This window comes from Amycolatopsis sp. NBC_00345 (assembly GCF_036116635.1).
GTDB lineage: Bacteria > Actinomycetota > Actinomycetes > Mycobacteriales > Pseudonocardiaceae > Amycolatopsis.
This window is the reverse complement of the sequence record NZ_CP107995.1, coordinates 7,070,702-7,096,151: the sequence shown is the minus strand read 5'-3', so window position 1 is coordinate 7,096,151 and position 25,450 is coordinate 7,070,702. Positions and strand designations below refer to the sequence as shown.

Sequence of the window (25,450 nt, the reverse complement as noted above, 5' to 3'; positions counted from 1 at the left end):
ATCTACAGGCGCCGCCGGCCCGTGCCCAACGTGAGAGGGACCTGCATGTCCGACGCGACAAATGCGGGGCAGTCCGGCGGCGAATCCGCGACGCTGCGCCTGCCGAGTGGCGAGCACGAATTCAAGGTTGTCCGCCCGGTGGAGGGCGCGCCCGGAATCGAGCTGGGGAAGCTGCTGGCGTCGACCGGGTACATCACCTACGACCCCGGATTCGTCAACACCGGTGCCGCGTCGTCGGCCATCACCTACATCGACGGTGACGCGGGCATCCTGCGCTACCGCGGGTACCCGATCGAGCAGCTCGCCGGGAAGTCCACCTTCATCGAGGTGTCCTACCTGCTGATCTACGGTGAGCTGCCGACCGAGGCCCAGCTGGCCGACTTCACCGAGAAGATCCAGCGGCACACGCTGCTGCACGAAGACCTGAAGGCCTTCTTCTCCGGCTTCCCGCGCGACGCGCACCCGATGCCGGTGCTGTCCAGCGCGGTCTCGGCGCTGTCCACGTTCTACCAGGACTCGCTGAACCCGTTCGACGAACCCAATGTCGAGCTCTCGACCATCCGCCTGCTGGCGAAGGTCCCGACGCTGGCGGCGTACGCGTACAAGAAGTCCGTGGGCCAGCCGCTGCTGTACCCGGACAACTCGCTCGGCCTGGTCGAGAACTTCCTCCGGATGACCTTCGGCTTCCCCGCGGAGCCGTACGAGGTCGACCCCGAGGTCGCCAAGGCGCTCGACCTGCTGTTCATCCTGCACGCCGACCACGAGCAGAACTGCTCGACCTCGACGGTGCGCCTGGTCGGCTCGTCGGAGGCGAACCTGTTCGCCAGCATTTCGGCGGGCATCAACGCGCTGTTCGGCCCGCTGCACGGCGGCGCGAACGCCGCGGTCCTCGACATGCTCGAGGGCATCCAGCGCGACGGCGGCGATGTCGCCAAGTTCGTCGAGCGCGTGAAGAACAAGGAAAAGGGTGTCAAGCTCATGGGCTTCGGGCACCGGGTCTACAAGAACTACGACCCGCGCGCGAAGATCATCAAGAACACCGCCGACGACATTCTCGGCAAGCTCAAGGGCGGCGACCAGCTGCTCGACATCGCCAAGAAGCTCGAGGAGACGGCGCTTTCCGACGATTACTTCGTCGAGCGCAAGCTGTACCCGAACGTGGACTTCTACACCGGCCTCATCTACCGGGCGCTCGGGTTCCCGACGAAGTACTTCACCGTGCTGTTCGCGCTCGGCCGGCTCCCCGGCTGGATCGCGCACTGGCGCGAGATGATCAACGACCCGCAGACCAAGATCGGCCGCCCGCGGCAGATCTACACCGGCCACGCGTCGCGTGACTACGTGCCGATGTCGGATCGCTGAGCTTCGCCGCAGCACTGAAATGTCTCAGCACTGAAATCTCAGCGTTGAAACGCCCCGTCGTGCAGCTGCACGACGGGGCGTTTAGCGTTGTGTGCCATGACGATGGAAGCGCCTGTGGTGCTCTGGTTCCGCCGCGACCTCCGGCTCGGTGACCACGCCGCGCTGCACGAGGCGGCGAAGCACAGCAAGCACGTGCTGGCGTTGTACGTCGTCGACGAGGCGCTCATCAAGCCCTCCGGCGCGCCGCGGATGGCTTTTCTGCTGGGCTGCCTGCGTGAGCTGGACAACGTGCTGGGCGGGCGGCTGATGATCGTCGCCGGTGACCCGGTGCGCGAGGTCGTGCAGGCGGCGCGTGGCATCGGCGCCTCGGCTGTGCACGTCAGCTCCGACGCCGGGCCGTACGGCCGCCGCCGTGACGCCGAGGTGGCGAAAGCGTTGGCGCAAAACAACATCGAGTGGGTCGAGACGGGTTCGCCGTACGCCGTCACGCCCGGGCGCGTCACGAAGCCGGACGGTGATCCGTACCGGGTCTTCACGCCGTTCAACCGTGCCTGGACGCGGCACGGCTGGCCGCGGCCCGCGGACACTGGAGTGTCCCTTGTGGACTGGGTGAAGCCGGGGAAGTCCGCGAAACTCCCGAAATCGCCCGAGCTGGGCGAGATGCGGCTGCCTGCGCCCGGGGAAACCGCGGCCCTGGACGCGTGGCACGGGTTCCTCGACGACGGCGTCGAAACCTATGACACCGACCGCGACCGGCCCGATCGCGAGGGCACCACGCGGCTCTCGCCGTACCTGCGCTGGGGCGCCATCCACCCGCGCACGATGCTCGCGGACCTGGCCGGCGACGAGCGTGCGGGCGCGAAATCGCTGCGTGCCGAGCTGTGCTGGCGCGAGTTCCACGCCGACGTCCTGTGGCACCGCCCCGAGACGGCGCGCGAGAACTACGACACCCGCTTCGACCGGATGACGCAGGAAACCGGTGCGGCGGCGCGACAGGCGTTCGGCCAGTGGTGCGAGGGCCGCACCGGCTTCCCGGTGGTCGACGCGGGCCAACGGCAGCTGCTCGCCGAGGGCTGGATGCACAACCGGATCCGGATGGTCGTCGCGAGCTTCCTGGTGAAGGACCTGCACCTGCCGTGGCAGTGGGGCGCGCGGCACTTCATGCGTCACCTGGTGGACGGCGACCTCGCCTCCAACCAGCTCAACTGGCAGTGGGTCGCGGGCTCCGGCACCGACGCCGCGCCGTACTTCCGCGTCTTCAATCCCACCACGCAGGGCGAAAAGTTCGACCCCGCGGGCGACTACGTCCGCAAGTACGTGCCGGAGCTGCGCGGGATCGAGGGCAAGGCCGTGCACCAGCCGAAGCCGCGCCCGGCCGGCTACCCGGAGCCGATGGTGGAGCACGCCCACGAACGCCAGGTGGCGTTGCAGCGGTACGGCGCCATCACCGGCTCCTGAGCCTCACCGGGTGATCGCGTCCGCGATCTTCCCCACGATCGCGGGCTGGCCTTCGGCGCCCTTCGAGGTGGAGTTGATGGAGTAGACGGCGCGACGCTGCAGGTCGCGGGTCGCCCAGACGCCGTTGGTGTAGCCGTAACGGGTACCGGTCTTGCCCCAGACGGTGACCCCGTTGATCGTGGAGGTCATCAGGCCCTGGCTGTAGTAGGCGGCCTGGTCGGAGCCGAACATCTTCACGCTCGGCACGGTGAACATCCGCGCCAGCTGGGGCGCCGGCACGAGCCGCCCGCGGAAGAGCGCGGTGAGGAACGTGTCCAGGTCGCCCGCGGTGGAGATCATCTCGCCCGCCGCCCACGGGATCGACTGGTTCATCCGGGTCATGTCCACCAGCTGCCCGTTCACGGCGAGGTAGCCGTGCGCGTACGGCGCGGGCAGGTCCGGGTCGTTCCCCGGCACGGAGGTCTCACGCAGGCCCAGCGGCCGGATCACGCGGTCGCGCATCACCTCGGCGTACGGGCGGCCGGTCAGCTTTTCCACCAGCAGGCCCGCGACCAGGTATCCGGTGTTCGTGTACTGCTGCGCGCTGCCCGGGGTGAAGACGATCGGGTGCCGCAGCGCCGTGGCCAGCACCTGCTCCGGGGTGAACACGGTGTACCGGTGATCGACGATCCACTGTGGATCGTTGGGCAGGTCGACGCCGGGCAGGCCGCTGGTGTGGTTCAGCAGCTGGGCGACGGTGATCGGCGGGTAGTCCGCGGGCAGCAGCCCCGGCAGGTACCGCTGCACCGGCGTGTCGAGGTCGACGCGGTGCTCCGCGGCCAGCTGCATCACGAGGACGGCGGTGAACGTCTTGGTGATGCTGCCGATCCGGAAGTGCGCGTCGGCCGGGACGGGTGCCCCGGTACTCAGGTCAGCCGTCCCGGACGTGCCGGTCCAGGCCCCGCCGGGCCGCGGACCTGCAGCAGCGCCCCCGTCTCGTCGGCGTTCGGCAGCCCGGCGATCGCGGCTCGCAGGGCCGCGGGGTTCAACGGCGGGAGCGGGGTCCTCACGGCGGCGGCGGGCTGCGACACCGACCCGGGTGTGGCGGCGAACGCGGCCGGCGCGGCCGTCACGGACAGCAGGGTGGCGGCGGCCATCGTCGCGGCGAGCCCGCGGACCAGCGGATTTCTTTTCATGCCAACGAGTCTTTCGGCTGCCGGCCGGTCCGCCATCAGGGAGATACCCGGAACCGGCCACCTAGGGGCCAGCACCGCAAAGGGCTCGTGAGTGTTTATGACGGTTAGAACCGTCATAAACACTCACGAGCCCTTGAAGCGGCGGGGTCAGCGGCGGAGGGCGTCGGCCAGTTTCACCCGGCTGCCCACGCGCAGCACGCCGTTCTGGTAGATCCGCGCGCCCAGCCAGGTGACCAGGCCGATCGACGCGATCGTCAGCACCAGCGACGTCACGATCTCCCACGGCGCCGCCGCGCCGGTGGCGATCCGCGCCGGCATCAGCACCGGTGACAGCAGCGGGATCAGCGAGACGACGCGGGTCGCGGTGCCGTCCGGCGACTGCGTGAGCAGGTTGATCCCCGCGATGAAGCCGATGATCAGCGCGATGTTCACCGGCGCCACCACCGACTGCGTGTCCTCCTGCCGTGAGACGAGCGAGCCGGCGGCGCCGTAGATCATGGCGTACAACAGGAATCCCAGCAGGTACCAGACGATGCCCCAGGCGACGGCCCCCACCGCGATGCCGCTCGCGGTCAGCACCCCGGTCCCCGTGGCCACGGCCAGCCCGACCACGACGATGATGCCGAGCTGCACCAGCCCGACCAGGCCGAGCCCGATCACCTTGCCCAGCAGCAGATGCCACGGCCGCACGGTGGAGAGCAGGATCTCCACCACCCGGCTGGACTTCTCCTCCACCACACCCTGGGCGACGAGCAGGCCGTAGGTGATGATGCTCATGTACAGCAGGATCGCGACGACGATGCCGATCACGAGCTTCTGCCCGTGGTCCGAGTCGCGAGGCTCCAGCGGCGGCGCGACGTCGACGTGCGCCGCCGAGACCGTCTGGCGCACCTGTACCGGGTCGAGGTGGGCGGCGGACAGCTGGGCGTCGAGGACCTGCTGCTGCACGATGCCGTCGAGCACGGCCTGCAGTTTGGTGTCCAGTGTGGACTTGACGGTGACCCGGAGCCGGGAGGCGCTGCCGGACACGAGCGCGTCGGCGTCACCCGAGCGGACCTGGTCCTGTCCGTCCTCTTCGGACGATACGGTGACGGTCTCGAACTTGTCCCCGGCCTGCGCGCCGGCCGCCTGCAGCTCCTGCGCGATGCCCTGTGCCTGCCCGGTGAGCGCGATCGTGGTCGTGCTGGAGGAGCCGGCGAGGAAGGCCTGCAGCGCGACGTAACCGCACAGCAGCACCAAAAGCACGGCGGTGCTGACCACGAACGAACGCGTGCGCAGCCGGGTGTTCAGCTCGCGCTTGGCGACCAGCCGGACGGCGCGCGCGGGGCTGATGCGGTTCATGCCACGTCTCCCTGCTTCGGCGCGCCGGCGTCGCGGAACAGCTCGGTGAGCGAGCGGCGATGCCGGCTGAACTCCGTGACCGGCCCGGTCGCCAGCGCGGCGGCCAGCACGGCCTGGTCGTCCGCGCTCGGGTCCAGCTCCAGCACGGTCGTCGAACCGCGTTCTTCCAGCACCCGCACTCCCGGCACCGTCGAGGCCCAGCCGGGACGGGTGCCCGGAGCCGTGACGACCAGCCGGCTGCCGGCGCCGCGGGTCAGCTCGGCCACCGTGCCGACGGCAGCCATTCGTCCATTGTGGATGATCCCGACGCGGTCGCACAGCCGCTCCACCAGTTCCAGCTGGTGGCTGGAGAACACCACGGGCACGCCGCGCGCGGCCTTCTCGCGCAGCACCCCGCTCATCACGTCCACCGCCAGCGGGTCGAGGCCGGAGAACGGCTCGTCGAGCACCAGCACGGCCGGGTCGTGCACCAGCGCGGCGGCGAGCTGCACGCGCTGCTGGTTGCCGAGGCTGAGCTTCTGCACCTCGTCCTTGCGCCGCTCGCCGAGGCCGAGCCGGGCCAGCCACAGCTCGGCGCTGCGGTGCGCGTCGTTGGTGCTCAGCCCGTGCAGCTCGGCCAGGTAGACGAGCTGGTCGAGCACCTTCATCTTCGGGTACAGGCCGCGCTCCTCGGGCATGTACCCGATGCGCGTGCGCGTCTCGTGGGTGATCGGCCGCCCGTCGAACCGGACCTCGCCGGAGTCGGCGGTCAGCACCCCCAGCGCGATCCGCATCGTCGTGGTCTTGCCCGCGCCGTTGCCGCCGACGAACCCGAAGAGCTCACCGGCGCGCACGTCGAAGGAGACCCCGTCGAGTGCCACTTTTTCCCCGTACCGCTTGGAGATCCGGTCGATCTCCAGCGTCTGATCGGTCATGCCCCGTCCCCCGGTTCGAGAAAGTCTTCGGGATCGTCGTCCGGCAGCGTCCAGCCGAGGATCATCGACGGGAGGGTGCTGCCGGTGACGATCAGCGCGGCCAGCATCGTCACGCCGCGGATCGCGCCGTCCGGCCGGCGATTGATGGCCAGCTCGTACACCATCGCGATCAGCATCAGGTAGATCATGACCTGGTAGGCCAGGAAAGCGGTGCGGTGGCGCCATTCGCGCTCCCGCTCGTCGAGCCGCCGCGAGAAGCTGTCGCTCATCTTGCCGGTGACGATGCGCTGCGGGATGAAGCCGGTCCCGGCGACCACGAACCCCGCGACCCACAGCACGATGAACAGCCAGTTCGGGACGAGCTCGAGCAGCGCCGCGGCGACGATCAGGATCAGGTCGCCGGCCGCGGTCAGCCCGACCAGCTGACGCCGCCGCCGGCGGGTGCGCCAGGCGCGCAGCTTCAGCGCGCGTTGGGCTTCCTGCTCCTCCGCCCGGTCGAGCTGTCGCTCCCAGTAGGCGGCGAGGCGCCCCCGTTTCGTCGTCATGCTCCCCCCTCTCGATAGACCTGTGTGGACAGTGGCGCGAACGGCTCGCGGCTGAACACCGCCTCCACGGGCAGGTCGAACACCGTGCAGATGCGGAACGCCAGGTCGAGGCTCGGGTAGTGGTCCCCGCGCTCCAGCGCCCCGATCGTCTGCGGGTTGACCTCCACCGCATCGGCCAGCGCCGCCCGGCTCATCCCCCGCTCCGCCCGGAGCACGGGCAGCCGGTTGTGGATCGGCAGCTCTTTGCCGCGTCTGACCGGGCTCATGGAACATACTGTTGCAAAAACCCAACGACTCGTCAAGTCTGAGCAACGTCTGATCGGGAATCCGCCGGAGTCGTGTCCCAGCTCTCGGGTCGGCGGGCATCGGCCGAACAGCCACTCTTTCCCGGCTTCCCGGCGGATCCGGAGTTCCGAATCCCCGCCCTAGGGTGCTCGCGGAGCACGGCACCGCACCACGAGGGGAAGTTCCCGAATGAGAGCACGACGCAGCGCCCTCCGGCGTGGCCTCACGCTGGGCATCGTGACGTTGACGATCTCGGCCGGACTGACCACGGGGGCGGGCGCCGTGACACCACCGGCCGGCCCCGACAGCGACAGCGCCGCGGCACCCGTGCTCGACTGGGCAACCTGCCCGGCCGACACTGCTCCGCCCGGCTCCGAGTGCGCCACGGCCCGGGTTCCACTGTCCTATCGGGACCCGACCGGTCCGCAGATCTCCCTGGCCCTGAACAAACGGCCCGCTACGGACACGCAGCACAAGATCGGCACCGTGTTCGTCAACCCCGGCGGTCCCGGCGGCGGCGGCCGGATCCCGCCGCGGCTGTCACCGGCGATGAGCGCCCGCTTCGACATCGTCGGGTTCGACCCGCGCGGCACCAGCGCCTCCACCCCGGTCAGCTGTTCCGGCGACCCGGCCGACGACGCGAAACTGAGCCCGGTCTTCCCCGTCACCGAAGCCGAAGAGGCCGCGGCGATCCGGCAGGTCGGCGACGTCACCGCGCGCTGCGCGCAGCACGCCGGGCCGCTGCTCGGGCACATGTCCACCGCCAACGTCGCCCGGGACCTGGACCTGCTGCGCCGCGCCGTCGGCGACCGGCAGCTGACCTACCTCGGCACGTCCTACGGGACATTCCTGGGTGAGGTGTACGCCAACCTGTTCCCGCAGCGGGTGCGGGCCATGGTGCTCGACGGTGTGCTGCAGCCGCAGGAGTGGACCACCGGCCGGCAGCCGGGGCAGGGCGGCGAGCCCTACATCTACCGGACCGCCCCGTACCTCGGTGCCCAGACCGCGCTGAACACCCTGTTGCGGGAATGCGCGGCCCACACCCAGTGCGAGTTCGGCGGGCCCGGCGCCACGGAGCCGAGCCTGCACCACAAGTACGACGACCTGCTGGCCACGCTGCGCCGGGGACCGGTCACCTACCTGGATTCGCACGGCGATCCGCACCAGATCACCTACACGGAGCTGGTCAACCGGATGCTGACCGGGCTCTACAACTGGCAAGCCGCCGCGGCCATGACCCCTTTCCTGCAGACGGTGTACCTCGCCACCCAGCACCCGGTCGCCGCCGCGGCAGCGCCGGTGCCGGTGCCGGTGCCGGTGCCGCCACGGTTCTCTGCTGACCCGGCCGGCGCCACGACCACGGAGCCCGGCGAGCCGCAGAACGCGTTCAACACCTGGTTCAACGCCGTCGGCTGCACGGACTCCGACAACCCGCGCGATCCGCAGGCCGTCGGCCGCTACGCCCGCCGGGCCGAGGCGGCCGCTCCCGGGTTCGCGTCGGCCTGGGTCTACCGCGCGTTGCCGTGCGCGAGCTGGCCGGTGACCGACCCCGACCGCTACACCGGCCCGTGGAACCGGCCGACCGCCAACCCGGTCCTGCTCGTGGGCGACCGGCTCGGCGACCCGGCGACACCGTATGAGGACGCGGTCTCCACCAGTCACCTGCTCGGCCGGGCCGGCCTGCTCACCGTGGACATCGCCGGGCACGGCGTCGCCTACGACGGCCGGAACCAGTGCGTGGACCAGCGGCTCGACAGCTACCTGGTCAGCCTGACGCTGCCTCCGGCCGGCACGGTCTGCGCCGCCGACCACGGGCCCTTCGACCCACCGTCCGCCTCGCGCTGACCCCAGCCGAGCCGGAACCGGCCGATCAGGACAGCCCGGCCAGCGCCTTCGCGACCAAATCCTGGACGCGGGGGCGCGCGGCGGCCGCGTCGGCGGGGACGAGGGACAGGCGGGTGCGGCGGTCGAGCACGTCTTCGGCGTCCAGGGCGCCCTCGTGGCGGACGGCCCAGACCACTTCGGCGGCGGTGATCTCGGTGCCGTCGAAGAGCGGGGCTGCGAACTCCGGCTCGACCTGGCCCAGCGCGGCGACGCGCGGGGCTTCCGTGCCGTACTTGGCGATGAGCCGCGTGGGAGCGTCCACAAGGGACAGCCGGTTCCGCGGCGCGGCGCCCAGCAGCGGCAGCCGCGCGGTGCGGGACGGGCCGGCGTGCAGGCCCGCGCGCACCAGTGCCGCATCGACGGCGTCCTCGGCCATCCGCCGGTACGTGGTGAGCTTGCCGCCGACGACGGTCAGGACCCCGTCCGTGCCGGTGACCACCGCGTGCTTGCGCGAGAGGTCCGCGCTGCGCCCGCCGGAGCCGGCGACCAGCGGCCGCAGGCCGGCGAACGAGCCGATCACGTCCTCGCGGGTCAGCGGCCGCGTGAGCACCGAGGACGCGACCGTGAGCAGGAAGTCCACATCGGACTCCGGCACCGACGGCACTGGCGGGACCTCGCCGTCCAGCGGCTCGTCGGTCAGCCCCAGGTAAACGCGGCCGTCGGGCTGGGGGAGCAGGAACACGAAGCGGTTGGTCTCGCCGGGCACCGGCACGTTCACCGAGGTCGCGCCGATCGACACCGAGCCCGGCGCCAGCACCAGGTGCGAGCCGCGCGAGGGGCGCAGCTGCACGGAGTCCGTGAGCGTGTCCGCCCAGACGCCGGTCGCGTTGATCACCTGCCGGGCGTGCAGGTCGTACTCCGCCGAGCCGTCGCGGACGCGGACGCCCTCAGCAGTCAGCGAAACCGCCTCCACCCGCGTCAGGATCCGCGCGCCCAGCAGGGCGGCCGTCCGCGCGAGGCTCACCACCAGGCGGGCGTCGTCGACCAGCGCGCCGTCGTACGCCAGGAGCCCGCCGCGTAGCCCGCCCGGCGCGAGTCCGGGGGACAGCGCGAGCGCCTCGGCCGCCGGGACCGGCCGTGGCCGGGGCAGCACCGACGACGGCGTCCGAGCCGCCCGGCGCAGCGCGTCACCCGCGTGCAGCCCGGTGGTGATCACCGCCTGCTGGGCCCGGGAAGTGCCGGGGTACAAGGGAAACAGCTGCGGCATGGCCCGGGTCAGGTGCGGCGCCGTGCGGGTCATCAGGATGCCGCGCTCGACGGCGCTCTCGTGCGCCAGCCCCAGCTCGCCCTTGGCCAGGTAACGCAGGCCGCCGTGCACGAGCTTGCTCGACCAGCGCGAGGTGCCGAACGCCAGGTCACGCGCCTCCACGAGCGCCACCGACAGCCCGCGCGCGGCCGCGTCCAGCGCGATCCCGGCCCCGGTGACCCCGCCGCCGACCACGATCACGTCGACCCGCTCGCCGCCGGTCAGCCGGTCCAGTTCACGTTCACGTCGGCGGGCATTGAGTGAGCCGGTGCTCATGCCGTCTCCGCGGGAAAAAGTGCGTCGGCGGTGCTCACGGCCGAAGCGAAGCGTCGAGGATGTGCCGGAACTCGTCGAGCAGGGCCGGCTCGTCGACGTCCGCCGTGGCCGGGCGCAGCGAGAACGCGAACGACTGCACCACCAGCAGGATCGAGCGCGCCTGCGTGACCACTTCGCCGCGCCGGATGGAGCCGTCCTGGTGACCGGCCTCCAGCAGGTGCCGCAGCACCTGTTCGGCGAAGTTCTGCGTGGCGCCCAGCCGCTCCACGATGTAGGGCAGCACCAGTTCCGGGTCGACGTCCAGCAGCGTGCGGAACAGCGGGTCGGCGGACAGCTCGGTGACCGCGGCCGCGGCGATGCGCACCAGGCGCTCCCGGATGTGCGCCGCCTCGTCGCCCGCGTGGTTCGCCTGTTTCAGCAGGCCGCTGAACTCGCGGGTCATCAGCGCGGCCAGCACACTGCGGACGTCGGGGAACCGCCGGTACACCGTCATACGGCTGACGTGCGCGGTGCGGGCGATCTCGGCGAGCGTGGTGCGCCGGACGCCGACCGCGAGCACGCACTCGCGCGCGGCGTCGAGCAGCACGTCGTCGGAGACGCGCGCCGAGGTTTGGCGACTGCGGGTGTCCGCGAGCGCGGAGGCGGCCTCTTCCGGCCGGGAGTGACGTTTCACGTCCATATGTCACACTGTAGTCGTGAGTGATCTCATTAACCACCGCATCCGGGATTCGTGGGCCGGCGACGGCGCTGACGCCACCGCGTTGCCCGATCGGGCGATCCGGTGGCTCGGCCAGCGTATCGGCCGAGTGGGGGCGGATCGAGGGCATAGCGGGCAGACTGTCCCGAAGTTGGCCGGATCGACCCTTTCCGAGCCGGCGCGGGTGGCGCTCGCGGCCGTGGTCGGGACCGAGAACGTGCTGGTGGACGACTCGGAGCGGCTCGCCCGCGCCAGTGGTCTGTCCTATCTGGACCTGCTGCGCCGTCAGACCGGTGAGCCGGTGCCGGTGCCCGACGCCGTGGTGCTGCCCGGCGACCCGGACCAGGTCCAGGCCGTGCTCGAGGCCTGTGTGAGCCACGACGTGGGGGTGGTCCCGTTCGGCGGCGGGACCTCGGTGGTGGGCGGCGTCTCCGCGCTGCGCGGGAACAAGGCCACCGTGATCGCCCTCGACCTGGCCCGGCTCGACAAGTTGGTGTCGCTCGACCCGGTTTCACACCTCGCCGTGCTGCAGGCCGGCGTCCGCGGGCCCGAGGCCGAGCGGCTGCTCGGGGAGCACGGGTTCACCCTCGGGCACGTGCCGCAGTCGTTCGAGCGGGCGACCATCGGCGGGTTCGCCGCGACGCGCTCGGCCGGGCAGGCGTCGTCGGGGTACGGCCGGTTCGAGGACATGGTGGCCGGCGTCCGGCTGGCGACCCCGCGGGGTGAGTGGAAGCTCGGGGTCGCGCCCGCGTCGGCGGCCGGGCCGGACCTGCGCCAGCTCGCCGTCGGCAGCGAGGGCGCGCTGGGCGTGATCACCGAGGTCGCGCTGCGCGTCCGGCCGGTGCCGCGGGAGCGGCGTTACGAGGGCTACGTCGTGGACGGCTGGGCGGCCGGCGCCGAAGCCGTCCGGCAGCTCGCGCAGCAGCACGTGACGGCGGACGTCACCCGGCTGTCCGATGTGGACGAAACGGCCGTGTCCTTCGCACTCAACGCCGGGTGGAAAACGGCTCTGTTACGCGGTTATCTCGCCGCCCGCGGGATCAAGCGGCCGTGCCTGCTGATCGTCGGCTGGGAGGGCGACGTCAAGCCGAGGCGGCGCCGGACGGCCGCGGTGCTGCGGCGCGCGGGCGCGCTCCGGATCGGCCGCGCGCTCGGCGAGTCTTGGCGCCACGGCCGGTTCAACGGCCCCCGGCAGCGGGACACGCTGATGGGCCTCGGCGTCTGCGTCGAGACGCTGGAGACGGCGGCGTACTGGTCGAAGCTCGACGAGCTGCACGACGCCGTCCGCGCGGCCCTGACCGCCTCGCTCGGCCGCGCGATCGTGATGTGCCACGTCTCGCACGTTTACGAGACGGGCGCCTCGCTGTACTTCACCGTGCTGACCTCGCGCGACGACGCCGACCCGATGGGCCAGTGGCAGCGCGCGAAGCGGGCCGCGTCGGAGGCCATCACCGGCCTCGGCACGATCTCGCACCACCACGCCGTGGGCGTCGACCACGCCCCCTACCTGCCGGCGGAGATCGGGACGCTGGGCGTGGACGTGCTGCGCGCGGCCAAGCACGCGGTCGACCCGACGGGCATCCTCAACCCCGGAAAACTGATCGGCTGAGCCGCGCCGGCCCGGCAAACTGGGGCGATGACCGAGACCGTGGGCCCGGGCCCGCAGTACGACGCGTTCGCCGACGAGTTCCTGGACCACGCGCGGGAGGGCCTGTACCAAAAAGGCCGGAAGTAAGCTGACCGGGAAAGGCGACGGACCTGTACCAACTGCTTACTTCCGGTCGGTTTGGTATCTATCGGCACGGTCAACGCGCTTTACGACCGTCCGGCCTGTCTGGAGCTGCTCGGCGACGTCGCGGGCCGCCGGGTCCTCGACGTGGCGTGCGGCCCCGGCCTCTACGCCGAGGAGCTGGTGGCGCAGGGCGCGAGCGTGACCGGGTTCGACCGACTGGCTGCGTCACGGCGGCAACTACTTCGACGTGCGCCTGGTCGAGGAGGTGTGGCGGCAGGGCTGGCAGGTCCGCTACTGGCTGGCCCCGCTGGAGCAGACCTGCGAGGAACTGCGCCGCGCTGGATTCCTCATCGAGCGGCTGGTCGAGCCGCGGCCGCTGCCCGAGGCCGAGAGCGTCGACCCCGTCCGGTACGAGCGGGTGACGCAGCAGCCGCGGGGGTTTCTCGCCCTGCGCGCGGTGCCGGACCCGCGTCGCCTGCCGGTCAGCTGAACGTGCGCGTCGGCTCCAGCACCTCGCACGGCACGCCGTGGCCGGGCGCCGGGACGCCGGTGAGCGTGGCGGCGCGGGCCTGTTCGACGTCCGCGACCCGCACCGGCCGCCCGTCGACGAGCAGGGGACGCCGGATGTCGGAATTCGCGACGTAAGCGTGCACGCCGTCGAGCCGGGTGCCGTCCTCGAACCGGATGTCGGCGGCGGTCAGCCGCGCGAGGTCGTACCGGTTGCCACGGCCTTCGCACACGTCCAGGACCGCGAGCTGGTCTGGCGTGACGAACCAGACGGCGTGGTCCTCGACGCCGGGCATGGCCGTGAGCGTGGCCGGGCGCTGGCCGTCGCGTTTGCGCAGGCCCGCCGCCCACACCGCGGCCAGCCCGATGCAGCGCACCTTCACCACGACGACCGGCCCGGCCAGCCCGAGGTGCTCCCGCAGCCAGGTGATCTTCGACGGGCACGCGTTGGAGCCGTACGCGAGCACGGGCGTGCGCTCGCGCCACCCCGGCGGCGCCGTGGCGAGTTCGTGGCCGGCGCCGTCGAGGTGCACGTACGAGCCGCCCGGCCGGGTCCCGGGGTACGGGTCGGCCGGGTAATCGGCGTCGGTGAAGAGGCTCAGAACTCCACCACGCTGCGCAGGACGTCGCCGTGGTGCATGCGCTCGAAGGCCTGCTCGACGCCGTCGAGGCCGATCCGCTCGGTGACGAACTTCTCCAGCGGCAGCCGGCCCTGCAGGTACAGGTCCACGAGCATGGGGAAGTCGCGCGAGGGCAGGCAGTCGCCGTACCAGGACGACTTGAGCGAGCCGCCGCGGGAGAAGAAGTCGATCAGCGGCAGGTCGTTCAGCTTCATCTCCGGCGTCGGGACGCCGACCAGCACCACGGTGCCAGCCAGGTCACGGCCGTAGAACGCCTGGCGCCAGGTTTCCGGCCTGCCGACGGCGTCGATCACCACGTCCGGGCCGAACGAGCGGGTGGCGTCCTGCATCGCGGTGACCACGGCGGCTTCGCTCAGGCCCTTGCTGTTCACGGTGTGCGTGGCGCCGAAACCCTTGGCCCACTCGAGCTTCCGGTCGTCGGTGTCGATCGCGATGATCGTGGTCGCGCCGGCCAGCTGGGCGCCCGCGATGGCGGCGTCGCCCACCCCGCCGCAGCCGATCACGGCCACCGAGTCGCCACGGCCGACGGCGCCGGTGTTGATCGCCGCGCCCAGCCCGGCCATCACGCCGCAGCCGAGCAGGCCGGCCACCGCGGGCTCGGCCTCGGGGTTCACCTTCGTGCATTGTCCACTGTGGACGAGCGTCTTCTCCAGGAACGCGCCGACGCCCAGTGCTGCGGAGAGCTTCGTGCCGTCGGTGAGCGTCATCGGCTGCTCGGCGTTGAACGTGGAGAAGCAGTACCACGGCTTGCCGCGCCGGCACGCCCGGCAGGTGCCGCAGACCGCGCGCCAGTTCAGGATCACGTAGTCGCCCGGCGCGAGGTCGGTGACGCCCGCGCCGACCTTGTCCACCCGCCCCGCGGCCTCGTGGCCGAGCAGGAACGGGAACTCGTCGTTGATGCCGCCCTCGCGGTAGTGCAGGTCGGTGTGGCAGACCCCGCACGCCTGGACCGAAACGACCGCCTCGCCGGGGCCCGGGTCCGGCACGACCACGGCCTCCAGCGTGACCGGCTCGCCCTTCGCCCGTGACACGACTCCCTGGACTTCGTACGGCATGCGCACACCCTTTCCCGGCACCGTTGCTCTCCGGGGCAGCTAATCACGGATCATGCGCATGTCGCCATATCGGGCTCGTGAGTGGCTATGACGGTTCTAACCGTCATCGCCACTCACGAGTCTTCAGGCGGGGGTGACGATGTAGACCACGCCGCCGGGGCCGCCCGCCACGCTGCCGGTGTCGGTGTAGCGCTTGGTGCGCTGCCAGATCTTTTCGAACTGGTCGCGCTTGTAGACGTTGCGCACGCGCGAGTCGGAGCTGGACGCGGGGTCGTTCACGATCACGTCACCGGCCTTGGTGAAGCCGACGACCACCATGATGTGCCCGGACGTGCCGTAACCCGCGCCGTCGAGCTCCGAGGAGAGGAACGACTGCGAGGTGATCACCGGGATGCCGCGCGCGATGTAGCCCTCGAGCTCGTTGAGGTCGTGCAGCCGGGTGATGTGGCCGCGCAGGCCGAGCGAAGCCGCGTACGCGGTGTTGAACGGCCAGTTGCCGGTGCCGTCGTAGGCGTAGTCGTAGGTGTTGCGGGCCGCGTACACGACTGCCGGGTCGACGTAGTCCGACGGGATCCAGCTCATCTGCCGCGCGGTCGGCTTCTTGCCCCAGTACTCGGCGACCATCTCGGTCGAGGTCGGGCTGCACCACGCCTCGCCGCCCCCGCCGTACTGCGGGAACTGTCCTTTGTGGATGTTCTGCGCGTACTCCGGGACCTTCAGCTCGATGCCTCTGGCGACGCCCGGCTTTGTGGTCCGCACGTCGAAGCGGTCCGGGACGTTGGAGGTCATCGCGCCCAGCGTGGACAGCGTCGGGGTGACGCGGGTGCCCGCCTCGCGGTAGAGGCTCACCCGCAGCTGGTACGAACGCAGCGTGACGCCGGTCTTGGTGGCGAGCGTGTCGACGTCGACGGAGGCGTTGTCGTCGCTTTGCCCGTCGACGCTGGTGCGCTGGATGTCGCTGTCGCCGCTGGCCCAGCGGCCCATCACGTACCAGGTGGTCTCGACGCCGGCGGACGTGCGGCCCTTGGCTTCGACCTGCAGCCAGGTCTTGGCCGGCGTCTGCGCGTTCCACGACGCGATGAGCTGCGTGGCGTCGAAGCCCGGCCGGAACACCGGGGAGGTCCAGGTGCCGTAGTCGTAGGTCTTCGTGGTGCCGAGGCCGGGCTCGCTGTGCTCGACCGTGCCGGCCGGGTGGGTGATGCGCAGCCCGCCGAGGCCCAGCCCGAGCCCGTCGAACCGCCCGGTGACGTACCCCGGTCCGGACCATTCGTGGTAGTTGATGGCCTCGTCGTTCGCGAGGTGCGCCGGTGCTGCCTCGGCGTACTGCGTCGCCCCCGCGGTCAACATGGCGATGGACATTAGCGTGACCAGTCCGCGTGCTCGCATTCCGGCTCCGTCCCCAGGCTCGGTTGATAGCCAGAGATTTTTGCCTGCCGCGGCGATTAAGTAAACAGATGCCTAGAGCACGGCCTGGGTCTGTGTCACTTTCGCGACCAACTTCCCGTCGTCGCCGGTCACCTCGGTTTCGACGACGACCACCCGCCGTCCGGCGTGCAGTGGTCTGGATGCCGCGACGGCGTAGCCCGAACGGACGCTCCGGAGGAAGTTCGTCTTCGATTCGAGCGTGGTCGTGGCCTGGGCGCCTTCGGGCAGGTTGAGGAACGCGCACACGGCCCCGGTCGAGTCGGCCAGCGCCATCAGCACCCCGCCGTGCAGCGCTCCGCCGATCGTGCAGAGCGACTCGTCCCACGCGATGCGGCTGCGCACGAGGCCTTTGCCGTGCTCGAGGACTTCGATGCCGAGCCGCTCGCTGAACGGCATGGTCCGGTGGAACAGCTGCGTGCCCTCGGGGTCGGTCATGGGGTCCAGTCAACCCGGTCGGGGCGTCCGGGGGCGATTACCTCGGGGGTAATCGCCCCCGGACGCTCGGGCTCACGGCTGCGGGTCCTCCGCGTCGTGCACGATCCGGTAGAGCGCGGGCTGGATGGAGACCGGCCCGCCCTCCTGCCCGGTGAAGCGCTCGCCGACCGCGGCCCGCATGTCCTCGGCGCTGTCCCACCGGGCGACGTTCACCAGGGGGTACGGGGCGTCGGCGTCGATGGCCCGGTGCAGCCTGGTGCCGCGGAAACCCTTGGCGGTCTTGACTTCTACGGCGGCTTCCTCGCTGAAAGTTTTTGGCAAGTGTCGTTATGCTGACGGCATGAGCGCGCGGACCGTGGACCGGACAGCCGGCAGCAAGACGGAGGGCTTGCGCGAGCGCAAGAAGCGGCAGATGCGCCGGCAGCTGTCCGACACCGCGACGGAGATGTTCCTGGCCCGTGGCTTCGACGAGGTCAGGGTGGCCGAGATCGCCGAAGCCTGTGGGGTGTCGGAGAAGACCGTCTTCAACTACTTCCCGGCCAAGGAAGCGCTGATCCTGGACCTGCCGGACACCTCGATCACGGCACTGCGGGCGGAGCTGTCCGATCCGGCTGTGCCCCCGGTCGAGGCGGCGCTGCGCGTGCTGGACGCGGAGCTGACCAGCTTGACGTCCTGGCTGGACACCCACGACGACCCCGCCACTGCCGGCGAGCACATCCGGCGCTTCAACGCGTTGGTGGAGGGCACGCCGTCGCTGCGGGCCTACCAGCGGGACATGATGGACCAGCTCGTCGTGGCCGCCGCCGAGACGCTGGCCGAGCGCACCGGGATGGGCCAGGACGAACCCGAGCTGAAGATCACCGCCACCGTCCTATTGGGACTGTGGCAGATCCAGTTCGGGGCCCTGCGCAAGCACCTGGACGCCGGGCGAACCCCGGCGCAGATGCATGAGGCGGTCACCGCCGAGGTCCGCCGCGCGGCCGGACTCGTCCAGAACGGACTGTCCCGGCTCTAGCCGGCTGCGCGGGTCCTCGGGTTGCGGAGTCCGTTAAGGCCTCCTTACCCGCGTGCCACGCGGGTAAGGAGGCCTTAACGGCGCTTCAGCCGAGCGGGTTGGTCAGCACCAGTTCCGTGTTGTGGTCCTCGGCCGCACCGACCCGCCCCAAGTCCACGTGGATGTCGTTGTACGCCAGTTCCCGGTACAGCGCCGCGAGGGCCGACGGGGTCCGCGCGGAGTAGTCCACCGCGTACGGGGATTCGGCCTCGATCAGCGTGGTGAACAGGGACAGGGTGCCGTCGCCGTTGTCCGCGAGCTCGATGATGCGCGCGTGGTGCGGGAAGTCCACGTGGGAGGCCGTGTTGATCTCCCAGAAGCTCTGGGCCGGGGTCTTGCCGACGTGCGGCGTGATCTTGTTCAGGTGGGTGTGCCCGTTGACCCACGCCACCACGTTCGGGAAGCGCTTCAGCAGGCCGACGAACGCGTCGCCGTTCAGGCGGGGCTCCAGCAGGTGCCGGGCGTCCGGCAGGAGGTTGCCCATGGTGCCGCTGGTGTGGTGGCTGAAGAGGATGAACAGCTCGTCGGTGACCGATTGCGTGACCTTGCGGCCGAAGAAGTCGTAGTACACCGACGTGCCGCGCTTGAGCGTCGACTCCAGCCAGGTGAACTGCCCGAGGCCGATCGAGCCGTCCGCGAAACCGCCCTGGGTGGTGGTGTCGAGGCTGATGCCGGTGACGCCGGGGGCGATGCGGAAGGTGTAGTAGACGTTCTGGCCGTCCGCGTTGGCGTCGGTGAAACCGTGGCCGTGCGGGCCGGGGCCGGTGTTCGCCGCGGCCAGGTGGGCCTGCACGAACTCCGCGGTGCTGAACGGCCGGCGGCGCGGGTCCGGCGTGACCTCGCGGATCGTGCCGCTGCCGCCGAACAGCTCGCCGAGCGGGACGCTCTTGCCGCTCGTGATGGCCGTGCCCAGCTTCTTCTTGGTGCTCTCGTCCTTGCCGATCACCTTGTACCGGCCGGTGTACCAGCCGTCGATGCCCGGGATGCCCTCCGGCAGCGTGCCGACGACGCTGTCGTCGTGATTGCCGAACGTGCAGTACCACGGCACGTCCAGCCCAGTCGCGGTGAACGGCGCGATGGCCGCATCCAGCAGGCCCGGCAGCTGCGGGAAGCCCTTCTTCGAGTAGTCGTCGGCGAGCGGGGTGGCCGGGTTCCAGAACTCGTCGTTGCCGGAGCTCTGCACGCCCTCGTACCGGCTTGGGTCACCGGAGTTCGGGGTGACGGCGCCGCCGTTGAGGGTGGTGAGGAACCAGTCCAGCTCGATCAGCTCGTGGTTGTCGCTGTTGTCGCCGGTGGTGACCACGAAGTCGAACGGCCGCCCGGTGAACGGCCCCGCGCCGACGCTGTTGACCCGCTCCACGAGCGCGCTCGTCGCCACCGTGCCGAGCGCTTCCTGCGGCCGGTGCGCCGAGCCGATGTACGGGTGCAGGTACTCGAACCGCGCGGGCGACTCCGTGTCGGTGATGTGCAGGTCGGTGAACTGCACGAACGAGCCCAGCGCGTGGCGCCGGTCGTCGCGGCCGGACTGCGGCGCGGCCAGGTCGGAGCGCACCACCAGCGGCCAGCCGGGCCCGCCGGTGAGCCGGGTGTACGCCGTGGTCCCGGGGCTGACGGCGGTGGCCACCTGCTCCAGCGTCGTGCCGGCCGTGCGGACACTGCGCGTCGCCGTGCGGCGCAGGGCCCGGTCCAGCGCGTTGGCCGTCGGGGTGCACAGCAGCAGCCCCGCGCCGGCGGCGCCCGCCGCGGTGAAAGCTCGCCTGGTCAGCTCGGCCATCTTCGCTCCCCGGTTGTCGTCTGGTCCGGCACGCTGCCGGACGACGGTGGCGGCCCGATGAACAAGGGACGAGCAAAACATGAAGACCACTCATGTTCATCGTGACAGTGCGGACGACTTTGTCACAGGCGGCCGGGGGAGGCATACCGCCGAAGGTCGTGGTCACTCTTCCCCGGGGCTGGAACGTCAGGTGTCCGACGTGAAGGGGCCGAAGGCGATCGGCAGCACGGCGAGGAGAGCCGTTCCGCGATCAGGCGTTACGTCCGGCTCGGCCTCTCGAGTCCGACTCGCCTCAGCAATACACCGCGCAACTGGTGGTGCCGGCGGCCGCCACGGTGAAGAACAGCACCAGCAAGATCACCCCGGGGATGGCGGCGAGGATGCCGCACACCAGGCCCGCGATGCCCATGCCGCTGCCGGTCCAGCCCGGTTTCCGCCCCTGCACCATGCCCGCCCAGGACAGCCCGATCGCCGCGGCGGCCACGATGATGTCGAAGAACGGCACCCAGAAGCTGAGCAGCGCGATGATCCCGACCACCATGCCGGCCACCGCGAGCCCGCTCGTGCGCAGCGGCACCATCGGGACCATCGGCACCCCGTAGCCCGGGTACTGCCCCGGGTAGGGCGACGCGTACTGGCCCCCGTTGTAGGGCACCGGCAGTGGCGCCGAAGGCTGGTAACCCGGGTAGGCCTGGCCGGGGTAGGGCTGCTGCTGGTACGGGTCGGTCATCGGGAAGCTCCTGGTTCTGCGGGGTATCCCCCGGTGGTCGCGCGGCGGGCGGGTGCCGTTACGGCCGGCTCAGCCCTTCAAGCCCGATTCCGTCACCCCTCGGACAAGGTACCGCTGCAGGAACGCGAACAGCAGCACAATCGGCAGGATCGACACCGCCGCGGCCAGGAACAGCAGGTTCAGCTGGGGGTTCTGCGCGGTCAGCAGACCCGATAGCGCGACCTGCACCGTCCACGAGTCCGGGGACTGCGCGATGATCAGCGGCCACAGGAACGCGTTCCAGCTGCCGATCACGGTGATCACCGCGATCGCCGCGAAGAACGGGCGGGAGTTGGGCACGACGATGCGCCGGAAGACGCCCCAGCGGGTCAGCCCGTCGATGCGGCCCGCCTCCTCCAGCTCCCGCGGGAAGTCCAGGAAGTACTGCCGGAACAGGAACACGCTGAACGCGCTGAACAGGCCCGGGATCACCAGCCCGCGGAAGTCCGAGAGCCAGCCCAGTGTCGACACGACGACAAAGCTCGGCACGAACGTCACCGACGTCGGGATCATCAGCGTCGCGATCACCGCGTACAGCACGGCTTTCGAGTGGCGGTACGGGATCCGCGCGAGGCCGTAGCCGGCCAGCGAGCACACCACCAGCAGGCCGACGGTCTGCAGCACCGCCACGATCACCGAGTTCAGCAGGCTGCGCGCGAACGGGACGTCCTCCTGCGAGAACAGCTTCGAGAAGTTCTCCCAGTGCAGCTCCGACGGGAACAGCGTCCAGCCCGGCGCCGTGATCTCCGAGCGCGACGCGAGGCCGTTGCGCAGCAGCAGGTAGAACGGCACCAGGAACACCACCGCCGCGACGATCAGCGCCGTCCAGCGCAGTACGGCCCTCATGCCTCGCTCCCGCCGAAGCGGAACAGCTTGCCCTGCAACAGGGTCACCACGGCGATGATCAACGCCAGGATCACCGCGCCCGCGCTGCCGCGGCCCAGGTCCTGCCCGCCGGAGCCCAGCGACGTGTAGTAGAGGTACACCAGCGGCGGCCGCGCGAACGGCGGGTAGCCGCGCGCGTCGCCCATGATGTTGTAGAACTCGTCGAAGGCCTGGTAGGCGTTGATCAGGTTGAGCAGCAGCACGGCCACCGACGTCGCGCGCAGCTGCGGCAGCGTGATATGCCGGAACACCGGCCAGCCGGGCTTCGCGCCGTCCAGCCACGCGGCTTCGTAGAGGTGCTGCGGGATCCGCTGCAGCGCGGCCAGGAACAGGATCATGTAGAAGCCCAGCTGCAGCCACAGCCGCGCGGTCACCAGCACGATCCAGTACAACGGCGGGTGGACCGTGCCCGTCCACGCGATCGGGTCGACGCCGAACAGGCCCAGCACGGTGTTCATCAGTCCATATCGGACACCCGAGAACAGCGACGTCTTCCATATCAGCGACGCCACCACGTACGAGCAGGCGAACGGCAGGAAGAACACCGAGCGGAAGAACGCGCGCGCGAACTTCAGCTGGTGCACGCCGACCGCCAGCGCCAGCGACAGCACGAACGTCAGCGGGACGATGAACAGCGCGAACACGCTGAACGTGCCCAGGCTGCTCACGAACGGCCCGTCGGTCAGCATGTGCGCGTAGTTGTCGAGCCCGACGAACACGCTCGGCGTCACCGTGTTGCGCGCGTCGAAGAACGACAGGTACACGCTCCAGCCGATCGGCAGGTACGCGAACACGGCCAGGCCGATCAGGAACGGGCCGACGAACCCCCAGAACGAAAGCGTGTCCCGGGTCTTCCGGGACAGCGTCATCCGAACAGGCGCTTCAGCTCGGCCTGCGCGACGCCCACCGCGGTTTTCGTCTGCGCCACCGGGTCCGCGCCCTCCTTGGCGATCTTCGCGACGGCGTCGGACAGCGCCGTGTTCGACTGCTGTGTCCACACCGGACCGCCGATGAGGTGGCTGTTCTCCTGCACGAACTTCGCGACGTCGGCCCCCACCCCGGAGCTGAGGCTGTCGGCCTTGGCGACCAGGCTCTGGCGGGCCGGCAGGTGGAAGCCGAAGCGGGTGGCGAACTCCAGCTGGTCGTTGGTCTGGTCGATCCAGAGCCACTTCACGAACGCCTTGGCCTCGTCCACGTGCGCGCTCTTCGCGTTCACCATCGCGCCGTACGCGCCGACCGGCACCGAAGGCGCGCCGCTGTTGTCGAGCTTCGGGAAGGCCAGCACGCCGAAGTCCTCGTCGAGCGCGTCGCGGATCTTCGGCACGTTCCACAGGCCGGTCCACTGCATGGCGGCGAGGCCGTCGATGAACGCGCCGGGGTCCGACCAGTCCGCGGGTGCGCCGAGCAGCAGGGAACCGTTGGTGTTCAACGTGTGCAGCTTGCCGAACGCGGTGGCCGCGCGCGGGTCGTCGAAGCCGACCTCGCGGTTGTTGTTCTTCAGGTAGTCGAGCCCGGCCGACCACATCAGCGGCCCGGTGAGCGTGGAGACCCCGCCGTCGTTGCCGACGAACAGGCCCTTCACGCCGTCCTTCGACAGCTTGCCGGCGGCGTCGATCAGCTCGTCGACGGTCTGCGGCGGCTGCACGCCGGCCGCCTGCAGCAAACTCTTGCGGTAGAAGAGCACCTGCGTGTCGACGGCCTGCGGGATGCCGTAGACCTTGCCCTCCACGGTCTGCGCGGCGAGCACGGCGGGGCTGAAGTCGTTCTTGACCGGCGCGATGATGTCGTCCAGCGCCACGACCTGGTTCTGCCGCACCCAGTCGATCTTCACCTGCGCCTCGAAGACGTCCGGCACGGCGCTGTTCTGCAGCGCGGTGACGATCTTCGAGTCGTAGTCGCCCGGGTTCCACTGCACCTTGACCAGCGAGTTCGGGTACGAGGCGGCGTAGTTCTTCACCGCGTCCTGCACACCGTCTTCGCCATAGGCGTGGTACCACTGCTGCAGCGTCACCTTCGGCGCGCTGGTCGAGGGCGGCGGCCCGGCCGACGCCGCCGTCGAGGGCGGTGGGTCACCCGGCCGTCCGGTGTTCGACCCGCACGCGGCCGCCACGGCCCCGACTGCGCTCATTCCCGCCAATGCCAGGAACGATCGTCTGTTGCGCTGCTGCATCCCCAGAACTCCTCCGACGTGCCCTGAAGGCCACCTTGAGGGCGTCAGAATCCCTCAAGGTGGCCTTCAGGGCCCCAACGACTCGCCGGAGACTTACCCGTTAGAGCTGTGAGATGTCGAGCTTTCCCTCGGAGTAGGACGCGCGGATCCGCTTCTTGTCGAACTTGCCGACGCTGGTCTTGGGGACTTCGTCCACGAACGTCCAGTTCTCCGGCAGCTGCCACTTGGCGACCTTGTCGGCGAGGTACTCCCGCAGTTCCTCGGCGGTGACGCTCTGGCCCTCCTTGACCACGACCGCGACCAGCGGCCGCTCGTCCCACTTCTCGTCGGGGATGCCGACTACGGCGGCCTCGGCGACCGCGGGGTGGCCCATCACCTGGTTCTCCAGGTCGACCGAGGAGATCCACTCGCCGCCGGACTTGATCACGTCCTTCGCGCGGTCGGTCAGCGTGAGGAACCCGTCCGGGCTGATCTTGCCCACGTCGCCGGTGCGCAGCCAGCCGTCGTGGAACTTCTCCGGGTCCGGGGTCGGGGCACCGTCTTCACCGCCGTAATAGGCGCCGGCGATCCACGGGCCCTGGACCTCCAGCTCGCCGACGGCCTCGTTGTCCCACGGCAGCACTTCGCCGTCGTCGCTGATCAGGCGGGCGGAGACGGAGGCGGGGAAGCGGCCCTGGGTGTAGCGGTAGGCCCAGCGCTCGTCGCCGGTGGCGTCGGCCGGCGGGCGGGCGACGCTGCCCAGCGGCGAGGTCTCGGTCATGCCCCAGGCGTGCAGGATCGGCACGCCGTAGCGCTCCTCGAACGCGTGCATCAGCGAGGGCGGCGCCGCCGACCCACCGACGACGACCTCCCGCACGTGGGTGATGTCCTGCGGGTTCGCGTCGAGGTGGGCGAGCAGGCCCTGCCAGATGGTCGGCACCGCGGCGGCGAACGTCGGGCGCTCGGCGGCCAGCAGCGCGGCGATCGGGGCGGGCTGCAGGAAGCGGTCCGGCATCAGCATCGACGCGCCGACCATCATCGCCGCGTACGGCAGGCCCCAGGACATGGCGTGGAACATCGGCACGATCGCCAGCGCCTTGTCCTCCTGCGCCAGCCGCATGCTGTCGGTCATGCAGACCTGCATCGAGTGCAGCCAGATGGAGCGGTGCGAGTAGACGACGCCCTTCGGGTCACCCGTAGTGCCCGAGGTGTAACACATCGCAGCCGCGGAGCGCTCGTCGACCTCCGGCCAGTCGAACTCGTCGGACTGGGCGGCCAGCAGCTCGTCGTAGGCGTGGACGGTGACGCCTTCGGGCGCCTGGAGGGCCGAAGCGTCACCGTTCGCGACGATCACGTGCTTGACGGTGGTGAAGGTCGGCAGCTGCTTCGCGAGCAGCGGGACCAGGGTGCCGTCGACGATGACGACCTGGTCCTCGGCGTGGTTGGCCACGAACGTCAGCTGCTCCGGGAACAGCCGGATGTTCAGGGTGTGCAGCACCGCGCCCATCGCCGGGACGGCGAGGTAGGCGGCCAGGTGCTCGGCGTTGTTCCACATGAACGTGCCGACGCGCTGGTCACCCGTGATGCCCAGGCTCCGGAGCGCGTTCGCGAGCCGCGCGGCGTGCTTGCCGAGCTCGGCGTAGGTCTCACGGCGGGCTTCTGAACCGGTCCAGGTGATGACCTCGGACTTCGCGTGGACCGTCGTCCCGTGGCGCAGCAGCCTCGCCAGCGACAGCTGCCCGTCCTGCATCGTGCTCAACATGGGTACTCCCGGGGGGTCGTTCGCCGGTGAACTGGGGTGCCGCCGACTCTAATCGGGATCGGGCGTGGCGGGCATGGTC

Annotated in this window: 24 protein-coding genes; 6 read left to right on the top strand and 18 right to left on the bottom strand. The window is 70.5% G+C overall.

From position 1 onward, the window contains the following. Nucleotides 1–45: 45 nt before the first annotated feature. Nucleotides 46–1,362, top strand: coding sequence for a citrate synthase (locus OG943_RS31825; RefSeq protein WP_328604613.1), 1,317 nt, complete (start codon nt 46–48; stop codon nt 1,360–1,362). A gap of 96 nt (nt 1,363–1,458) precedes the next feature. After that, nucleotides 1,459–2,820 (top strand): cryptochrome/photolyase family protein, encoded by a 1,362-nt coding sequence (locus OG943_RS31820; protein WP_328604612.1) that lies wholly within the window; start codon nt 1,459–1,461, stop codon nt 2,818–2,820. A gap of 3 nt (nt 2,821–2,823) precedes the next feature. Here OG943_RS31820 and OG943_RS31815 read toward each other — a convergent pair whose 3' ends face one another. From OG943_RS31815 to OG943_RS31795, 5 genes are all read right to left on the bottom strand, one after another. Continuing rightward, nucleotides 2,824–4,056 (bottom strand): serine hydrolase domain-containing protein, encoded by a 1,233-nt coding sequence (locus OG943_RS31815; protein ID WP_328604611.1) that lies wholly within the window; start codon nt 4,054–4,056, stop codon nt 2,824–2,826. A gap of 86 nt (nt 4,057–4,142) precedes the next feature. Then, complete coding sequence (locus tag OG943_RS31810; protein ID WP_328604610.1) at nt 4,143–5,336, bottom strand: ABC transporter permease; 1,194 nt, start codon at nt 5,334–5,336, stop codon at nt 4,143–4,145. Then, nucleotides 5,333–6,250 (bottom strand): ABC transporter ATP-binding protein, encoded by a 918-nt coding sequence (locus OG943_RS31805; protein WP_328604609.1) that lies wholly within the window; start codon nt 6,248–6,250, stop codon nt 5,333–5,335. The genes OG943_RS31810 and OG943_RS31805 overlap by 4 nt, the downstream gene beginning before the upstream one ends. Continuing rightward, nucleotides 6,247–6,795 carry a hypothetical protein gene (locus OG943_RS31800; RefSeq protein WP_328604608.1) on the bottom strand — a complete coding sequence of 183 codons (549 nt, stop codon included), beginning with the start codon at nt 6,793–6,795 and terminating at the stop codon, nt 6,247–6,249. The genes OG943_RS31805 and OG943_RS31800 overlap by 4 nt, the downstream gene beginning before the upstream one ends. Beyond that, the gene (locus OG943_RS31795; protein WP_328604607.1) at nt 6,792–7,061 is read right to left on the bottom strand and encodes a helix-turn-helix transcriptional regulator; all 270 of its coding nucleotides are present in this window, start codon (nt 7,059–7,061) and stop codon (nt 6,792–6,794) included. Before OG943_RS31795 ends, OG943_RS31800 begins: the two co-directional genes overlap by 4 nt. A gap of 208 nt (nt 7,062–7,269) precedes the next feature. Between OG943_RS31795 and OG943_RS31790 the strand changes: the two genes are divergently transcribed. After that, complete coding sequence (locus tag OG943_RS31790; protein WP_328604606.1) at nt 7,270–8,925, top strand: alpha/beta hydrolase; 1,656 nt, start codon at nt 7,270–7,272, stop codon at nt 8,923–8,925. 25 nt (nt 8,926–8,950) lie between these two features. Here OG943_RS31790 and OG943_RS31785 read toward each other — a convergent pair whose 3' ends face one another. Continuing rightward, on the bottom strand, nt 8,951–10,486 hold the full coding sequence (locus tag OG943_RS31785) for a glycerol-3-phosphate dehydrogenase/oxidase (protein WP_328604605.1): 1,536 nt from the start codon (nt 10,484–10,486) through the stop codon (nt 8,951–8,953). A gap of 34 nt (nt 10,487–10,520) precedes the next feature. After that, entirely contained in the window at nt 10,521–11,165 is a 645-nt protein-coding gene (locus OG943_RS31780) for a TetR/AcrR family transcriptional regulator (RefSeq protein WP_328604604.1), read from the bottom strand. Between the two features lie 217 nt (nt 11,166–11,382). Here OG943_RS31780 and OG943_RS31775 point away from each other — a divergent pair, with 217 nt between their 5' ends. Further along, nucleotides 11,383–12,792, top strand: coding sequence for an FAD-binding oxidoreductase (locus OG943_RS31775; protein ID WP_328612203.1), 1,410 nt, complete (start codon nt 11,383–11,385; stop codon nt 12,790–12,792). Nucleotides 12,793–13,162: 370 nt separating this feature from the next. Continuing rightward, nucleotides 13,163–13,405 (top strand): hypothetical protein, encoded by a 243-nt coding sequence (locus tag OG943_RS31770; RefSeq protein WP_328604603.1) that lies wholly within the window; start codon nt 13,163–13,165, stop codon nt 13,403–13,405. Here OG943_RS31770 and OG943_RS31765 read toward each other — a convergent pair. The 5 genes from OG943_RS31765 to OG943_RS31745 all read right to left on the bottom strand — a co-directional run bounded on the left by OG943_RS31765 (nt 13,398) and on the right by OG943_RS31745 (nt 17,299). Further along, nucleotides 13,398–13,955: a gamma-glutamylcyclotransferase gene (locus tag OG943_RS31765; protein WP_328604602.1), complete on the bottom strand. Its 558-nt coding sequence runs from the start codon at nt 13,953–13,955 to the stop codon at nt 13,398–13,400. The genes OG943_RS31770 and OG943_RS31765 overlap by 8 nt on opposite strands. Before the next feature lie 65 nt (nt 13,956–14,020). After that, nucleotides 14,021–15,118: an S-(hydroxymethyl)mycothiol dehydrogenase gene (locus tag OG943_RS31760; RefSeq protein ID WP_328604601.1), complete on the bottom strand. Its 1,098-nt coding sequence runs from the start codon at nt 15,116–15,118 to the stop codon at nt 14,021–14,023. A 123-nt stretch (nt 15,119–15,241) separates the two neighbouring features. After that, the gene (locus OG943_RS31755) at nt 15,242–16,504 is read right to left on the bottom strand and encodes a peptidase C39 family protein (protein ID WP_328604600.1); all 1,263 of its coding nucleotides are present in this window, start codon (nt 16,502–16,504) and stop codon (nt 15,242–15,244) included. Between the two features lie 72 nt (nt 16,505–16,576). Continuing rightward, nucleotides 16,577–16,978 carry a PaaI family thioesterase gene (locus OG943_RS31750; RefSeq protein ID WP_328604599.1) on the bottom strand — a complete coding sequence of 134 codons (402 nt, stop codon included), beginning with the start codon at nt 16,976–16,978 and terminating at the stop codon, nt 16,577–16,579. A 72-nt stretch (nt 16,979–17,050) separates the two neighbouring features. Beyond that, nucleotides 17,051–17,299, bottom strand: a complete 249-nt coding sequence (locus OG943_RS31745) for an antibiotic biosynthesis monooxygenase family protein (RefSeq protein WP_328604598.1) — start codon at nt 17,297–17,299, stop codon at nt 17,051–17,053. Nucleotides 17,300–17,318: 19 nt separating this feature from the next. Here OG943_RS31745 and OG943_RS31740 point away from each other — a divergent pair, with 19 nt between their 5' ends. After that, the gene (locus OG943_RS31740) at nt 17,319–17,993 is read left to right on the top strand and encodes a TetR family transcriptional regulator (protein ID WP_328604597.1); all 675 of its coding nucleotides are present in this window, start codon (nt 17,319–17,321) and stop codon (nt 17,991–17,993) included. 85 nt (nt 17,994–18,078) lie between these two features. Here the strand turns inward: OG943_RS31740 and OG943_RS31735 are convergent, their stop codons facing one another. The 6 genes from OG943_RS31735 to OG943_RS31710 form a co-directional block, all read right to left on the bottom strand. Then, a complete protein-coding gene (locus tag OG943_RS31735; RefSeq protein WP_328604596.1) occupies nt 18,079–19,806 on the bottom strand; it encodes a TIGR03767 family metallophosphoesterase in 1,728 nt (575 codons plus the stop codon). 292 nt (nt 19,807–20,098) lie between these two features. Continuing rightward, entirely contained in the window at nt 20,099–20,536 is a 438-nt protein-coding gene (locus OG943_RS31730) for a DUF4190 domain-containing protein (RefSeq protein WP_328604595.1), read from the bottom strand. Nucleotides 20,537–20,605: 69 nt separating this feature from the next. Continuing rightward, nucleotides 20,606–21,421, bottom strand: a complete 816-nt coding sequence (locus OG943_RS31725) for a carbohydrate ABC transporter permease (protein WP_328604594.1) — start codon at nt 21,419–21,421, stop codon at nt 20,606–20,608. Then, nucleotides 21,418–22,329 carry a carbohydrate ABC transporter permease gene (locus OG943_RS31720; RefSeq protein WP_328604593.1) on the bottom strand — a complete coding sequence of 304 codons (912 nt, stop codon included), beginning with the start codon at nt 22,327–22,329 and terminating at the stop codon, nt 21,418–21,420. Before OG943_RS31720 ends, OG943_RS31725 begins: the two co-directional genes overlap by 4 nt. Beyond that, the gene (locus OG943_RS31715; protein WP_328604592.1) at nt 22,326–23,630 is read right to left on the bottom strand and encodes an ABC transporter substrate-binding protein; all 1,305 of its coding nucleotides are present in this window, start codon (nt 23,628–23,630) and stop codon (nt 22,326–22,328) included. The genes OG943_RS31720 and OG943_RS31715 overlap by 4 nt, the downstream gene beginning before the upstream one ends. 100 nt (nt 23,631–23,730) lie before the next feature. Then, a complete protein-coding gene (locus OG943_RS31710) occupies nt 23,731–25,371 on the bottom strand; it encodes a long-chain fatty acid--CoA ligase (protein ID WP_328604591.1) in 1,641 nt (546 codons plus the stop codon). Nucleotides 25,372–25,450: the final 79 nt, after the last annotated feature.

Coding starts and splice junctions, on each gene's coding strand:
- OG943_RS31825 (WP_328604613.1), top strand. CDS start 46: ATGTCCGACGCGACAAATGCGGGGCAGTCCGGCGGCGAATCCGCGACG.
- OG943_RS31820 (WP_328604612.1), top strand. CDS start 1,459: ATGACGATGGAAGCGCCTGTGGTGCTCTGGTTCCGCCGCGACCTCCGG.
- OG943_RS31810 (WP_328604610.1), bottom strand. CDS start 5,336: ATGAACCGCATCAGCCCCGCGCGCGCCGTCCGGCTGGTCGCCAAGCGC.
- OG943_RS31805 (WP_328604609.1), bottom strand. CDS start 6,250: ATGACCGATCAGACGCTGGAGATCGACCGGATCTCCAAGCGGTACGGG.
- OG943_RS31800 (WP_328604608.1), bottom strand. CDS start 6,795: ATGACGACGAAACGGGGGCGCCTCGCCGCCTACTGGGAGCGACAGCTC.
- OG943_RS31795 (WP_328604607.1), bottom strand. CDS start 7,061: ATGAGCCCGGTCAGACGCGGCAAAGAGCTGCCGATCCACAACCGGCTG.
- OG943_RS31790 (WP_328604606.1), top strand. CDS start 7,270: ATGAGAGCACGACGCAGCGCCCTCCGGCGTGGCCTCACGCTGGGCATC.
- OG943_RS31785 (WP_328604605.1), bottom strand. CDS start 10,486: ATGAGCACCGGCTCACTCAATGCCCGCCGACGTGAACGTGAACTGGAC.
- OG943_RS31780 (WP_328604604.1), bottom strand. CDS start 11,165: ATGGACGTGAAACGTCACTCCCGGCCGGAAGAGGCCGCCTCCGCGCTC.
- OG943_RS31760 (WP_328604601.1), bottom strand. CDS start 15,118: ATGCCGTACGAAGTCCAGGGAGTCGTGTCACGGGCGAAGGGCGAGCCG.
- OG943_RS31755 (WP_328604600.1), bottom strand. CDS start 16,504: ATGCGAGCACGCGGACTGGTCACGCTAATGTCCATCGCCATGTTGACC.
- OG943_RS31750 (WP_328604599.1), bottom strand. CDS start 16,978: ATGACCGACCCCGAGGGCACGCAGCTGTTCCACCGGACCATGCCGTTC.
- OG943_RS31740 (WP_328604597.1), top strand. CDS start 17,319: ATGAGCGCGCGGACCGTGGACCGGACAGCCGGCAGCAAGACGGAGGGC.
- OG943_RS31735 (WP_328604596.1), bottom strand. CDS start 19,806: ATGGCCGAGCTGACCAGGCGAGCTTTCACCGCGGCGGGCGCCGCCGGC.
- OG943_RS31730 (WP_328604595.1), bottom strand. CDS start 20,536: ATGACCGACCCGTACCAGCAGCAGCCCTACCCCGGCCAGGCCTACCCG.
- OG943_RS31725 (WP_328604594.1), bottom strand. CDS start 21,421: ATGAGGGCCGTACTGCGCTGGACGGCGCTGATCGTCGCGGCGGTGGTG.
- OG943_RS31720 (WP_328604593.1), bottom strand. CDS start 22,329: ATGACGCTGTCCCGGAAGACCCGGGACACGCTTTCGTTCTGGGGGTTC.
- OG943_RS31715 (WP_328604592.1), bottom strand. CDS start 23,630: ATGCAGCAGCGCAACAGACGATCGTTCCTGGCATTGGCGGGAATGAGC.
- OG943_RS31710 (WP_328604591.1), bottom strand. CDS start 25,371: ATGTTGAGCACGATGCAGGACGGGCAGCTGTCGCTGGCGAGGCTGCTG.